The organism is Variovorax sp. Soil_C_12, assembly GCF_057657375.1.
Genome location: NZ_JBDGIO010000004.1, coordinates 183,210 through 195,227 on the forward strand (window position 1 = coordinate 183,210; position 12,018 = coordinate 195,227).

Here is a 12,018-nt window from a genome sequence, read left to right on the forward strand (position 1 = left end):
CGCTTTCATCGGGCATCGGGGACCTCGATCTCGCCTTCGAACACGGTGACGGCGGGGCCGGTCATCAGCACCGGGGCGCCGTCGCCGGCCCACTCGATGGTCAGCAACCCGCCGTGAGTCTGCACGTCGACGCGCGCATCGAGCCGCCCGAGCCGGATGCCCGCCACCACCGCGGCGCAGGCGCCGGTGCCACAGGCCAGGGTCTCGCCGGCACCGCGCTCGAACACACGCAGGCGCACGTGGCCGCGGTCGACGATCTGCATGAAGCCGGCATTGACGCGCTGCGGAAAGCGCGGATGGTGCTCGATCGCCGGGCCCTGCTTGGCCACCGGCGCGGTGTCGACATCGGGCACGATCTGCACCGCGTGCGGATTGCCCATCGAGAGCACCGCCAGCGACACCTTGGCGCTGTCGGCGTGCGTGCCCAGGGTGAGATGCCAGGTGTGCCAGCCGTTGTCGTGCTGCGGGTCGAGCCCGGCGGTGTCGAAGGGCACGCGCTGCGGCTCGAAGATGGGGGCGCCCATGTCCACCGTCACGCGGCCGTCGTCGCCCATCCTCGGCTCGATCACGCCCGACAGCGTCTGCACCCGCACCTGGTCCTTGTCGGTCAGGCCCTGCTCGCGCACGAAGCGCATGAAGCAGCGCGCGCCGTTGCCGCATTGCTCGACCTCGCCGCCGTCGGCGTTGTGGATCACGTACTGGAAGTCGACGCCCTCGGCCGGCGCGGGCCGCACGCTGAGGATCTGGTCGGCGCCGACGCCGAAATGGCGGTCGGCCAGGAAGCGATACTGCGCCGCGTCGAGGCCCAGCGCGCCGCGGGTCTCGTCCAGCACGACGAAGTCGTTGCCGGCGCCCTGCATCTTGGTGAAGCGGATTCGCATCGGGGGATTATCAGCCGCGCCGGGCTTCCGATCAGCCGCGCAGCCGGTCGAGCGCCCGATCCAGGAAGACCAGCCGGTCCTGCCCCCAGAAGCGCTCGCCGTCGAGGATGTAGGTCGGCGCGCCGAACACGCCCATGTCCACCGCCTCGGCGCTATTGGCGCGGTAGGTGGCCTGCGTCTCGGCGCCCTGCTCCAGCGCCTGCAGCGCCGCGCCGTCGTAGCCGTTCTCGTCAGCCACAGCGATGCGCACCTCGGCCTTCGAGGTGTCGCGCTCCTCGGCCCACAGCGCACGAAGCAGCGCGTGCGAGAGTGGCTGCGCGTCCAGCCCCTGCAGCTGGGCGGCGATCACCATCCAGCCGGCGTACTTGTTCCAGTCCGGATCGGACGGTTTGCCCTTGGGGTAGTGCGCCGGCTCCAGCACCAGCGGCATGCCCAGGTACTCCCGCCAGCGGGCGAGCTCGAGCGCGTGGTAGCTCCGGCGCGCCTGCGGCCGGGTCTTCAGCGGAATGCCGCCGGTCTGCGGCACCACCGCCTGGAAGTCGTAGGGCTTGAGCGTGAGGCGCACGTGGTGGCGCCGCACGATGTCCTGCAATTGCGGGCCGCCGAGGTAGGCCCAGGGCGAGGAGAGGCTGTAGTAGCAGTCGAGGGCGATCATCTTCTGGATTATCTTCAGGCCATGCCTGACGACGAACTCCCTTCGGCCGCGCTGCCGCCGGTGCCCCCGCAGTTCACGACCAGCCCGCGCGACGCGGCGGCGCTCGATGCCCTCGCGATCCAGGCGCGCGCCGATCTCGAACGCATCAACCTCCCGCCGCCCGCCTGGATGCTCCCGGCCGAATCCGCCACCGCCGCGCAACCGGTGCTCGACGTGCTGGTGGCTGGCGCCGGCATGTGCGGCCAGACCGCCGCCTTCGCCCTGCGCCGCGAGGGCCTCACCAACATCCGCGTGATCGACCGCGCCGCGCGCGGCGAGGAAGGCCCCTGGGGCACCTATGCGCGCATGCTGACGCTGCGCAGCCCCAAGCAGGTCGGCGGGCCGGAGCTGGGCGTGCCTTCGCTCTCCTTCCGCGCCTGGTACGAAGCGCAGCATGGCGACGAGGGCTGGCAGGCGCTGCACAAGATCGGCCGCATCGACTGGCGCGACTACCTGCTGTGGGTGCGCGACACCGCCGGCCTGGCGGTGGACAACGGCGTGAGCCTGCGCTCGGTCGCGCACGACGAAGGCGGCCGCCTGCTCACGATCGAGCTCGAGGGCCCGGCTGGCCGGCGCGAGACCGTGCGCGCCCGCCAGCTGGTGCTGGCGCTGGGCCGTGACGGCAGCGGCGCGCCGCGTTGGCCCGACTTCCCGGCGCTGCGGCGCGACGACCCGCTGGCCACCGGCCGGGTGTTCCATTCCGCCGATCCGATCGACTTTTCCGCCCTCGAAGGCAAGCGCATCGGCGTGCTGGGCGCCGGCGCCTCGGCCTTCGACAACGCCGGCTGCGCGCTGGAGGCCGGCGCCGCCCAGGTGCAGCTGTTCGCGCGCCGGCCGCAGCTGCCGCAGGTCAACAAGAGCAAGGCCGCCTCCAGCCATGGCTTCCTGCGCGGGTTCGAGGGGCTGGACGATCCGCGCAAGTGGCGCGTCTACACCTACATCTTCGACGAGCAGGTGCCGCCGCCCTGGGAGAGCGTGCGCCGCTGCGACGCGCACGAAGCCTTCACGCTGCGCCTGGGCACGCCCTGGCTGGACGTGGCGCCCGACGAGGACGGCGTGACGGTCGCCCTGCCCGACGGCGGCAGCGAGCGCTTCGATGCGGTGATCTTCGGCACCGGCTTCGACGTCGACCTGCTCGACCGGCCGGAAATCGCGCGCTACACGCCGCTGGTCGACACCTGGGCCCGCCATGTGCCCCCCGAGGAGGTGCGGCGCTATCCCGAGCCGGCGCGCTTTCCCTATCTGGGTGCGGGCTTCGAGCTGCGCGCGCATGCGCCCGGAGCGCCGGAAGCGGCCATCGCGCTCTCGCGCATGCGCCTCTTCAACTGGGGCGCCACCATGAGCCACGGCGCGCTGGCGGGCGACATCCCCGGCCTCGCGATCGGCGCCACCCGCCTGGCCCAGGCGATCGCGCGCGACCTGTTCGTGGAAGATGCCGACCGCCACTGGGCGCGGCTGCAGGCGCATGACGAGCCCGAGCTGGCCGCCACGCGCTGGTACGTTCCGGCGGACCGGCGCGAAAGGCCCTGATGGACACCCGCCAGATGCGCTGCATCCTCGCGATCAGCGAGGCCGGCAGCCTCACGCGCGCGGCCGAGCGGCTGGGCCTCGCGCAGCCGGCCCTCACGCAGACGCTGAACCGGCTGGAGCGCGAAATCGGCACGCCCCTGTTCACCCGCACGCGGCGCGGCGCCACGCTGACCGAGGCCGGCCTCGCGATCGTGGACGACGTGCGCGCCAGCCTGGCCCATGGCGACGCCGCGGCCGATCGGGCGCGGGCCATCGCCGCGGGCCGCGCGGGCAGGCTGACCGTGGGCTTCGTGACCCATGCCATCTACGAGGTGCTGCCGCGCGCGCTGCGCCTGCTGCGCGCCGAGCATCCGCAGCTGGAGGTGGTGCTGCGCGAGATGAGCAATGCCGAGCAGGTCGACGCGCTGGCGGGCGGGCGCATCGATGTCGCGCTCTTCCACCCGCCGGTCTCCATCGATGTCCATGTCCATGAGCTGCGGCTGGGCGAGGAGCCGATGGTGGCGGCGCTGCCGGCCGCCCACGAGGTGGCGGAAGACGGCTGCGTCTCCCTGGCCGAGATCGCGCAGCACGGGCTGGTGTGGTTTCCGGAGCAGCAGATCCCCGCCCTGCGCAGCCAGCTGCTGGGCGCGATCCGGCGCGCGGGGCATCAGGTGCAGGTGGTGCAGGACGCGAACCGCACGCTCACCGTGCTGGCCTGCGTGGCCGCCGGGCTGGGCTGGTCGCTGCTGCCGCGCTCGGTGCGTGCGCTGCGCCACGAAGGCGTGCGCTATGCCGAGGTGCGCGACGGCGCCGACCTGCCGGCCTTCGAGCTGGCGGCGATGTGGCTGGCGCGCTCGCGTCCGACCTTTGCCGACGCCTTCGCCGGCAAGCTGTCGCTTCAGTCGAGCTGAAGCTTGTTCTCCTTCGCGAGCCGGCTCCACTTCGCAAGCTCCGCGCGGCGGAAGGCGTCGAGCTCGGCCGGGCCGCTGGCGATCACTTCGGCACCCAGCGCTTCCAGCCGCTGCCGCACTTCCGCGTCCTTCAGCGTCGCGACGATCTCCTTCGACAGCCGCTCGACCACCGCGGGCGGCGTGGCAGCCGGCACGAAGATCGCGTTCCACTCGTACATCTCGTAGCCCGGCAGGCCCGACTCCGCGATGGTCGGCACCTCGGGCAGCGCCGGCGAGCGCGTCCGGCCGCCGATCGCGAGCGGGCGCAGCTTGCCGCCCTGGATGTAGGGCATGCCCGAGCCCAGGCTGGCGAAGAACACCGGCACCTGCCCCGCCATCACATCCGTGAGCGCGGGGCCGCCGCCCTTGTAGGCCACGTGCGTCATGCGCGTCTTCGCCATCGAATCGAAGAGCTCGGCGGCCAGGTGCGGCGAGGAGCCGTTGCCGGAGGAGGCGTAGTTGATCTCGCCCGGCCGCGCCTTTGCCTGCGCGATCAGGTCCTTCACGCTCTGGATCGGCGCGCCGGGATGCACCACCAGGATGTTGGGCACCTTGACCAGCAGGGACACCGGCGCGAAGTCGCGCAGCGTGTCGAAGGGCATCTTGCTGCGCAGCGCCGGGTTCTGCGCATGGTTGGAGGCGTCCAGCATCACGGTGTAGCCGTCGGCCGGGCTCTTGGCGACCAGTTCGCCGCCGATCGCACCGCCCGCGCCACCGCGGTTGTCGATCACGACCGGCTGCCCCAGGCGCGCCGAGAGCTTGGGGCCGATGATGCGCGCCACCGCGTCGACGGTGCCGCCGGGCGGATAGGTCACGACCAGCCGCACCGGCTTGGCCGGCCAGGACTGCGCCTGCGCGGCGGCGGCTGCGAGCAGCAGCCCGGCGGCGGCAGCAAGGACGCGAGAGGTGGCGCGCGCGAGGCGCGTGGAATGGAACATCGTTGTCTCCTTCGGGCGCCCAGGCAGGCGCCTCTTGTCTTGAAAGCTCAGTCGAAGCGGAACAGCGCCGCCGGCGTGTCCACCAGGATGCGGCGGCGCACCCCGGCATCGGGCACCCAGTCGGCCAGCACCGCCCGGGTGGAAGCGAAATCGGCCAGATGCCGGTGCTGCGTGTGCGGCCAGTCGCTGCCCCACAGGAGGCGGTCCGCACCCAGCGCCTGCAGCAGGGCCCGGGCCGCGGCGCAGGCTGCGTTGCCGCGTGAATCAGGCCAGCTGCGGTAAGCGGCGGCGAGCTTGACCCACACGCGCCCGGTCGCGGCGCTTCGCAGCAGCCAGGCGAAGCCTTCGTCGTCGCCGGGCACCGGTCCGGGGCGGCCGAAGTGATCCACGACCAGCTTGCAGCCGGCGTCCAGCAGAGGCTGGCCGGCCACCGGCAGGTCGCGCGATTCGCGATGCAGTTCCACATGCCAGTCGAGGGCGCGCACGCGCTCGAACAGGCGCTGCCACTCGGTGCGCGCGAAGTCGGGGATGGGCAGGCCCACGAGGTTGAGCCGGATGCCGCGCACGCCTTGGCGGTCCAAGTCCGCCAGCGCGGCCTCGTCCAGCGTCGGCTCGATGATCACCACCCCGCGCAGCCGCTGCGGGCTGGCGCGCAGCGCATCAAGGAGAAAGCTGTTGTCGGTGCCCAGGAAGCTCGGCTGCACCAGCACCCCATGCGAGACCGCATGCGCGTCGAGCAGTGCAAAGTAGTCGGGCAGCAGCGCGTCGAAGTCCGGCGCGTGGCGGTGTACCGGGGCCAGCGGCAGGCCGCGCCGGAACACGTGGGCATGGCTGTCGATCGCGGTGATCGCCTCAGGCATAGCGCTGCTCCAGTGCATCGAATTCCTTCTTGCGCACCAGCGCCTGGCGCTCGGCGAAGGTCGCGACCAGGCCGCTCGCCTCCTCGAGCCGGCCGCCGTCGCGCAGGGCCTGCAGCGCCAGCGTCATGCCGCGCACCGCGCCCTGCAGCGCGGCGTTGGCATAGAGCACGAGGCCGAAGCCCATGGCGCCGAGCTCGGCCGCGTCCACCGTCGGCGTCTTGCCGCCGATCACCACGTTGACCAGCTGCGGGCAAGCCAGCTCGCGCGGGATGCGGCGCAGCGCCTCCAGCGACTCGGGCGCCTCGACGAAGGTGATGTCGGCCCCGGCCTCGGCGTAGGCCGCGGCGCGGGCGAGCGCGGCATCGAGGCCTTCGACCGCGGCGGCGTCGGTGCGCGCGATCACGAGGAAGTCGGCATGCCCGCGGGCGTCGACGGCCGCCTTGACCTTGCCCACCATCTCGCTTTGCGCGACCACGCCTTTGCCTTCGAAGTGCCCGCACTTCTTGGGGCTCACCTGGTCTTCCAGCTGGATCGCGTTGGCGCCGGCGCGCTCCAGGGTGCGCACCGTGTGCTGCACGTTGAGCGCATTGCCGAAGCCGGTGTCGGCGTCGACGATGAGGGGCAGCTTCACGGCATCGCGCAGCGCCGCCGTGTGCTGGGCCAGATCGCCCAGGTGGACGAAGCCCAGGTCGGGGATGCCGTAGAAGGTGTTGGTCAGGCCGGCGCCGCTCAGGTAGACGGCCTCGAAGCCCAGTTGCTCGATCACGCGCGCAGCCAGCGCATTGGCCGCGCCCGGCACCAGCAGCCCGCGCCGGGCTTCGACCTTCTGCCGCAGCAGCGTGCCGGGATGGAAGGCTGTGGTGTTCATGCTCACTCGTCCTTCATGCCGGTGGCCTTGACGACCGCGCCCAGGCGCGCGCGCTCGGCATCGACGAACTGCACAAAGGAGGCGCGCGTGCCGCCGATCGGCTCGATGCCCAGCCCCTTGAGCTTCTCGGCGACGGCCGGCGTCTTGATGGCCGCGTCGATGGCGGCGCTCATCTTGTCGAGCACCGGCTCGGGCGTGCCGTGCGGCGCATGCACGCCGGCCCAGTGGGCGATGCGCACGTCCGGGAAGCCCTGCTCCGTCGCCGTGGGCAGCTCGGGATAGGCCGAGATGCGCGTGGTCCAGGTGTTGGCCAGCGCCTTCAGCTTGCCGCTCTTGAGATAGGGCAGCGCGACGATGCTGGCCTCGGACGTGGCCTCGACCTGCTTGCCGAGCACCGCGGTGATCGATTCGGAGCCGCTCTTGTAGGGCACCACGTCGAGCTTGGCGCCGTACTTCGTCTCCAGCATGCCCTCCACGAAATGCGGGGTGCTGCCGGTGCCGGCGGTGGCCCAGTGGAAGCCGGCGCCGGTCTTCGACGCGGCGATGAATTCCTTCAGGTCCTTGTACGGCGCATCGGCCGGCACCAGGATCACCGAGGGCGCAAGGCCGATCATGTTCACCGGCACCAGGTCGCTGTCTTTGTAGGGCAGGCTCTTCTTGATCATGCTGTTGGAGATCACGCCGGCCGCGCTCACCAGGAAGGTATAGCCGTCGGGCGCGCTCTTGGCGACGATGTCAGCGCCCAGCGTGGCGCCGGCACCCGGCTTGTTGTCGACCACGATGGGCTGCCCGAGGGCCTTGGAGGCCCCCTCGGCGGCAGCACGCGCCATCAGGTCGTTGGCGCCGCCGGCCGCGAAGGGCACGACCAGGCGGATCGGCTTGGTGGGCCAGGTCTGCGCAGATGCGGTGGCGGTCGCGCCGGCCAGGGCGGCGAGCAGCACGAGGCTGGAGGAAAGATGCACGGCGATGTCTCCGGGGGTGGGTCTGATGGGTCCCCTCGAACGGGGGCTGGCCCAAGTATCGAGACGCATCGCTCCCGACGGAACGCCGTTGCCCGTTGATTTTGCATAAGCGCGGCTTATGGCCACGCCGCCGCCGGACGCTGGGAGCGCTAAGTCTCGGAGCGGATGCCGCGCATCAGGATCACCCCGCCGAGCTGCGAGGTGTCGGTGCGCATGCGGTAGGCGAGCGCCTGCGGCGTGCCCGCCTGGCTTTGCCAGCCCGCCTTCAGCAGCTGGGCCTGGACCTCGGGGGCGTTCAGCACCTCGCTCATCGCGGCATTGAGCTTCATCACCGCAGCCTTGGGCAGGCTGGCCGGGGCCGCGAGGGCCGTCCAGATCTCCAGGTCGGCGCCGCGCACGCTGGCCTCGCGCAGCGTCGGCAGTTCGCTGAAGAGCGGGCTGCGCAGCGGCGAGGTGACGCCGATGGCCTTGAACTTGCCCGAGGCCACGTGCGGCTTGGCGAGGCCGGGCGGCAGCAGCGCGAGCTGGACCTTGCCGGCGAGCATCGCCTCGATCACCTGCGGGTTGCCGTTGAAGGGCACGTGCTGGGGCGCGATGCTGGTGCGGCTCTTGAGCAGTTCCATGCCCAGGTGCCCAACCGTGCCCACGCCGGGCGTGCCGTACTTGCCCTTGTCGCCGAGGTTTCGCGCCCACAGCAGCAGCTCGGTCGGCGTCTTGCCGACGGCGTCGCCGGAGGTCGCCAGCACCAGCGGCGCGGTGCCGATCAGGCCCACGGGCGCGAAGTCCGTCTCGGGGTCGAAGGGCGTGGCCGGGTTGAGCAGCTTGGCGATCGTGAGGTTGCCGTTGATCAGGGCGCCGATGGTGTGCTCGTCCTGCGCCTTCGCCACCAGGCCGGCCGCGACGTTGCCGCTGGCGCCGGGCTTGTTCTCCACCACCACCGGCTGGCCCAGGCGTTTGGCGAGGGGCTCAGCGATGGCCCGCGCCGCCAGGTCGGGCGAGGCGCCGGCCGGAAAGCCGACCAGCACGCGTACGGGTTGGGTCGGCCAGGTGCCCGGCGCGGCACCGGCACGCGCGGTGCGCGTTGCGGGCGCGGGGGTCTGCTGGGCCCACGCGGCGGTGCCGCACAGCGAGGCGGCGACGCTCTGGAGCAAGCGGCGTTTGGTGATCATGGCGAAATCGGGAATGTTGCAAAGATTGGTAACTGGAAGTTACGCAAACCTTTGCTGCAGCGCAAGACAACCAAATGCCTCACCGGCCCGGCGGGCCGGCCCGCTTCATCAGGCGGAGCGCAGCGAGAGCCGTACCGCCTCGCCTTCGACCGCCACTGCATAGCCCAGCCCATCGGCGAGCGCCTGCAGCGCCACGGCATCGATGGCCAGCTTGCGCGGGGCGCGCAGGGCGCCCGCCATCGGCGGCATCGAATCGGCCAGGGCGGCGTCGCCATGGGTCGCAACGAAGCGCAGGCCCTCGGGGCCGTCGGCCTCGATGCGCAGGGCGCCGAGCCGTTCGGTGGTGTCATGCAGGTAGCCCAGCGCGCCCAGCACCATGTAGCGCAGGGCCGCGCCCTCGGGGAAGCGCGGCTCGTCGGGCGTGCCGGCGACCAGGTCCTCGTCCACGTGCAGCCCGATGCCATGGAGCTCGAAGGCCGCGCGCATCAGCGAGGAACAGCGCTGCACCAGGGCGCTGCGGGTGATGCCGTCGTCGCTCGCGGCCAGCTCCCAGTCGCGCAGGGAGCGCACGCCATCGGCCAGGGCATCGACCTGCTCGGAGATCGATTCGAGCGGCTCCTCCGAGAGGCCCTCGTCGGCCGACGCCGCGGCCGCGCGGTGCTTGAGCAGCAGCAGGCTCATGCGGATCACCGACAGCGGCGCGGCCATGTCATGCCGCAGCGCCGGCAAGGCGCGCGTGAGCAGCTCGTGCCGCACTCCGGCGACGATCCAGCTGCTGGCTCCGGGTGAGGCTTTCACTTTCAATCGAGTGGCTTCCGCGAGAAATGGGGTTCCGAAGTATGGGTGCGCACCGGCGCGCGGCCATGTAGGAGGGGGCCTCCTGCGCCGGCGCGCGCGGGCGCTGCCATCTGGAAGAATGAACCACCGCTCCAAACGGCCGAAAGCAAGAGCATGAACGACGACCCCCAGTACCAGTACGTGCAAGGGCAGGCGCGCCCCGGCTTCCCGGCCCTGCTCGCCGACTACGAGACCCGCAGCCGCGCCGCCGCGGCCGCCGTCGACTGCGCGCTCGACCTGCCCTACGGCCCGCACGCGCGCCAGACCTTCGACTTCTTCCCGGCGCGCGGCAGGCCGCGCGGCACGCTGGCCTACTTTCACGCCGGCTATTGGCAGTCGCGGGACAAGTCGGACTTCCGCTTCATCGCGCCCGCCTATGCGCGGGCCGGCATTCACGTCGCGCTGGTCAACTACCCGCTGTGCCCGGAGGTCTCGGTGGCCGCCCTTGTCGAGGCGGCACGGGCGTGCGTGCCGGCGATCCGCTTGCGGGCCGGTGGCGACGGCGCACTGGTGCTCGCCGGCCATTCGGCGGGTGCGCACATCGCGGTCGAGCTGGCGCTGGCGCAGCAGCCCGGCGCAACGCCGATCGCAGGTGTGGCGGCGCTCAGCGGCATCTACGACCTGGCCCCGCTGGTGGCGACCACGCTCAACGACAAGCTGCAGCTCGACGCGGCCAGCGCCAAGGCCTGCTCGCCCCTGCACCGCGTGCGCGCTGGCGCGGCGCCGGCGCTGGTGGCCGTGGGTGGCGAGGAAACGCCGGCCTTCGTGGCGCAGAGCCGGGACTTCCACGCGGCGTGGAGTGCCGCGGGCAATCGCTCTGCGCTGCACATCGAGCCTGGGGCGGATCACTTCAGCCTGCTGGAGTCGCATTCAGCGCCGGGCAGTTCCTTGTTCGGGGAAGTTCTGGGGCTGTTCGGAAGCGACGGCGGCTAGCAAGCGGTGCGTGCGCGTCGGAGGCCCGGTGCCCCCACCCCTGCCCTCCCCCGGAGGGGGAGGGAGTAAGACCAGGAGTGCGCGTTGAAACAAGCGGGGCGTGTCCCCGTCTTGTCCCCTCTCCCTCTGGGAGAGGGCTAGGGTGAGGGCACCGGGCCTGTCCACGAAGACGTACCGCGAGCAAAGAGCCCTCGCGTCGCCTGCCCATAGCGCCGAGGCGCAAAGCAAGCCGTCATCGGAATCAGCGCCAACGCCACCACCGCCAGGTACACCCAGGCCGCGCCGAACCCGCCGCTCATCGCGCGCACCCAGCCGGTGGCGAAAGGCGCCAGCGCAGCGATCATGAAGCCGAAGCACTGCATGAAGGCGGCCAACGCGCCGGCCTCCGCCGGGTCGGGCCGGTGATCGAGCGCAAGCACCATGCACAGCGAGAAGCCGCCGCCGAGGCCGAATCCCAGCAGCACGACCACGCCCGCGGCCGCCGGCAGTTCCGCAAGCAGGCCGCCGAAGCCGGCGATCTGCATCAGCAGCAGTGCGGCGAGCCAGGGACGCAGGTCGCGCCGGCCGCGCGCCAGCGCCGGCATCACGAGGGCCGCCAGCACCTGCGCCGCGGTCATCAGCGCGAGCAGCGCGCCCGCCTCCTGGTTGCTCCAGCCCCGCTGCGCAAAGGCCGGCGGCAGCCAGGCGACCAGGCTGGTGTAGCCGCCGTTGAGAAGCCCGAAGTAAAGGGCCAGCAGCCAGGCGCGCCGGCTGCGCAGGCACTGCGGCAGCCAGCCGCCACCCATGCGTCCGGCGCTCGCCGGCGCCGAGGCGGCGCGGCCGGCCAGCATCCAGGCCAGCAACGCCGCCAGCGCGGGCAAGGCCCAGATCGCCAGCCCCGCGTGCCAGTCGCCGGCCCGGCGCGCCACCCACGGCGCGCCCAGGGCGCCGAGCCCGCCGCCGCCCATGAGCGCGGCCGAATAAAGACCCATGGCCAGGCCCATGCCGACCGGGTAGGCCCGCTTGATGATCGCGGGCATCAGCGCCTGCACCAGCCCCACGCCCAGGCCCGCGAGCGCGGCGCTGCCGAAGAGCAGCGCCGCCGCGCTAGAGAAACCACGGCTCGCGCAGGCCAGCGCGATGGCGGCCAGGCCCAGCAGCAGCGCGGCGCGCTCGCCGAGCCATCGGCCCACCGCAACGCCGGCCAGCGACATCGGCCCCATGGCCAGCATCGGCAGCACGGTGAGCATCGCGGCATCGCGGAAATCGAGGCCGGTGGCGGCGCGGATCTCGCCCAGCAGCGGACTGCTTGCCGTGAGGAAGGCGCGCAGATTGAGCGCGACCGCCACGATCACCAGCGCGAAGCCGATGCCGGCACCTTGGCGCGCGCGGGCGCCATGCTGCACCTCGCCGCAGTAGGGGGTTGACACAGGATGTC

Annotated in this window: 12 protein-coding genes; 3 read left to right on the forward strand and 9 right to left on the reverse strand. The window is 72.1% G+C overall.

Annotated elements, in window-relative coordinates; translation table 11 throughout:
• Positions 1-5: 5 nt before the first annotated feature.
• Complete coding sequence (dapF, locus tag AC3A6X_RS13150; protein ID WP_487842583.1) at positions 6-881, reverse strand: diaminopimelate epimerase; 876 nt, start codon at positions 879-881, stop codon at positions 6-8.
• Between the two features lie 31 nt (positions 882-912).
• A complete protein-coding gene (locus AC3A6X_RS13155; RefSeq protein ID WP_487842584.1) occupies positions 913-1,536 on the reverse strand; it encodes a DsbA family protein in 624 nt (207 codons plus the stop codon).
• Between the two features lie 21 nt (positions 1,537-1,557).
• On the opposite strand from AC3A6X_RS13155, the gene AC3A6X_RS13160 reads away from it, so the two are divergent.
• Positions 1,558-3,105 carry an FAD-dependent oxidoreductase gene (locus AC3A6X_RS13160; RefSeq protein WP_487842585.1) on the forward strand — a complete coding sequence of 516 codons (1,548 nt, stop codon included), beginning with the start codon at positions 1,558-1,560 and terminating at the stop codon, positions 3,103-3,105.
• Positions 3,105-3,995: a LysR family transcriptional regulator gene (locus AC3A6X_RS13165; RefSeq protein WP_487842586.1), complete on the forward strand. Its 891-nt coding sequence runs from the start codon at positions 3,105-3,107 to the stop codon at positions 3,993-3,995. Before AC3A6X_RS13160 ends, AC3A6X_RS13165 begins: the two co-directional genes overlap by 1 nt.
• Here AC3A6X_RS13165 and AC3A6X_RS13170 read toward each other — a convergent pair.
• From AC3A6X_RS13170 to AC3A6X_RS13195, 6 genes are all read right to left on the reverse strand, one after another.
• Positions 3,983-4,972, reverse strand: coding sequence for a tripartite tricarboxylate transporter substrate binding protein (locus AC3A6X_RS13170; protein WP_487842587.1), 990 nt, complete (start codon positions 4,970-4,972; stop codon positions 3,983-3,985). The two genes, AC3A6X_RS13165 and AC3A6X_RS13170, sit on opposite strands and share 13 nt — an antisense overlap.
• Before the next feature lie 47 nt (positions 4,973-5,019).
• Positions 5,020-5,832, reverse strand: coding sequence for an amidohydrolase family protein (locus tag AC3A6X_RS13175; protein ID WP_487842588.1), 813 nt, complete (start codon positions 5,830-5,832; stop codon positions 5,020-5,022).
• Positions 5,825-6,700 carry an isocitrate lyase/PEP mutase family protein gene (locus tag AC3A6X_RS13180; RefSeq protein ID WP_487842589.1) on the reverse strand — a complete coding sequence of 292 codons (876 nt, stop codon included), beginning with the start codon at positions 6,698-6,700 and terminating at the stop codon, positions 5,825-5,827. The genes AC3A6X_RS13175 and AC3A6X_RS13180 overlap by 8 nt, the downstream gene beginning before the upstream one ends.
• A 2-nt stretch (positions 6,701-6,702) precedes the next feature.
• Positions 6,703-7,662, reverse strand: a complete 960-nt coding sequence (locus AC3A6X_RS13185; RefSeq protein ID WP_487842590.1) for a tripartite tricarboxylate transporter substrate binding protein — start codon at positions 7,660-7,662, stop codon at positions 6,703-6,705.
• Between the two features lie 149 nt (positions 7,663-7,811).
• A complete protein-coding gene (locus AC3A6X_RS13190) occupies positions 7,812-8,831 on the reverse strand; it encodes a Bug family tripartite tricarboxylate transporter substrate binding protein (protein WP_487842591.1) in 1,020 nt (339 codons plus the stop codon).
• Positions 8,832-8,939: 108 nt separating this feature from the next.
• A complete protein-coding gene (locus AC3A6X_RS13195; RefSeq protein WP_487842592.1) occupies positions 8,940-9,629 on the reverse strand; it encodes a hypothetical protein in 690 nt (229 codons plus the stop codon).
• Positions 9,630-9,782: 153 nt separating this feature from the next.
• Between AC3A6X_RS13195 and AC3A6X_RS13200 the strand changes: the two genes are divergently transcribed.
• Positions 9,783-10,601, forward strand: coding sequence for an alpha/beta hydrolase (locus AC3A6X_RS13200; protein WP_487842593.1), 819 nt, complete (start codon positions 9,783-9,785; stop codon positions 10,599-10,601).
• Positions 10,602-10,738: 137 nt separating this feature from the next.
• Here AC3A6X_RS13200 and AC3A6X_RS13205 read toward each other — a convergent pair whose 3' ends face one another.
• Positions 10,739-12,010: a cyanate transporter gene (locus tag AC3A6X_RS13205; RefSeq protein WP_487842594.1), complete on the reverse strand. Its 1,272-nt coding sequence runs from the start codon at positions 12,008-12,010 to the stop codon at positions 10,739-10,741.
• Positions 12,011-12,018 lie beyond the last annotated feature (8 nt).

Excerpts from the sequence above, each read along its gene's own strand:
- dapF (WP_487842583.1), bottom strand. The coding sequence starts at position 881 with ATGCGAATCCGCTTCACCAAGATGCAGGGCGCCGGCAACGACTTCGTC.
- AC3A6X_RS13155 (WP_487842584.1), bottom strand. The coding sequence starts at position 1,536 with ATGATCGCCCTCGACTGCTACTACAGCCTCTCCTCGCCCTGGGCCTAC.
- AC3A6X_RS13160 (WP_487842585.1), top strand. The coding sequence starts at position 1,558 with ATGCCTGACGACGAACTCCCTTCGGCCGCGCTGCCGCCGGTGCCCCCG.
- AC3A6X_RS13165 (WP_487842586.1), top strand. The coding sequence starts at position 3,105 with ATGGACACCCGCCAGATGCGCTGCATCCTCGCGATCAGCGAGGCCGGC.
- AC3A6X_RS13170 (WP_487842587.1), bottom strand. The coding sequence starts at position 4,972 with ATGTTCCATTCCACGCGCCTCGCGCGCGCCACCTCTCGCGTCCTTGCT.
- AC3A6X_RS13175 (WP_487842588.1), bottom strand. The coding sequence starts at position 5,832 with ATGCCTGAGGCGATCACCGCGATCGACAGCCATGCCCACGTGTTCCGG.
- AC3A6X_RS13180 (WP_487842589.1), bottom strand. The coding sequence starts at position 6,700 with ATGAACACCACAGCCTTCCATCCCGGCACGCTGCTGCGGCAGAAGGTC.
- AC3A6X_RS13190 (WP_487842591.1), bottom strand. The coding sequence starts at position 8,831 with ATGATCACCAAACGCCGCTTGCTCCAGAGCGTCGCCGCCTCGCTGTGC.
- AC3A6X_RS13200 (WP_487842593.1), top strand. The coding sequence starts at position 9,783 with ATGAACGACGACCCCCAGTACCAGTACGTGCAAGGGCAGGCGCGCCCC.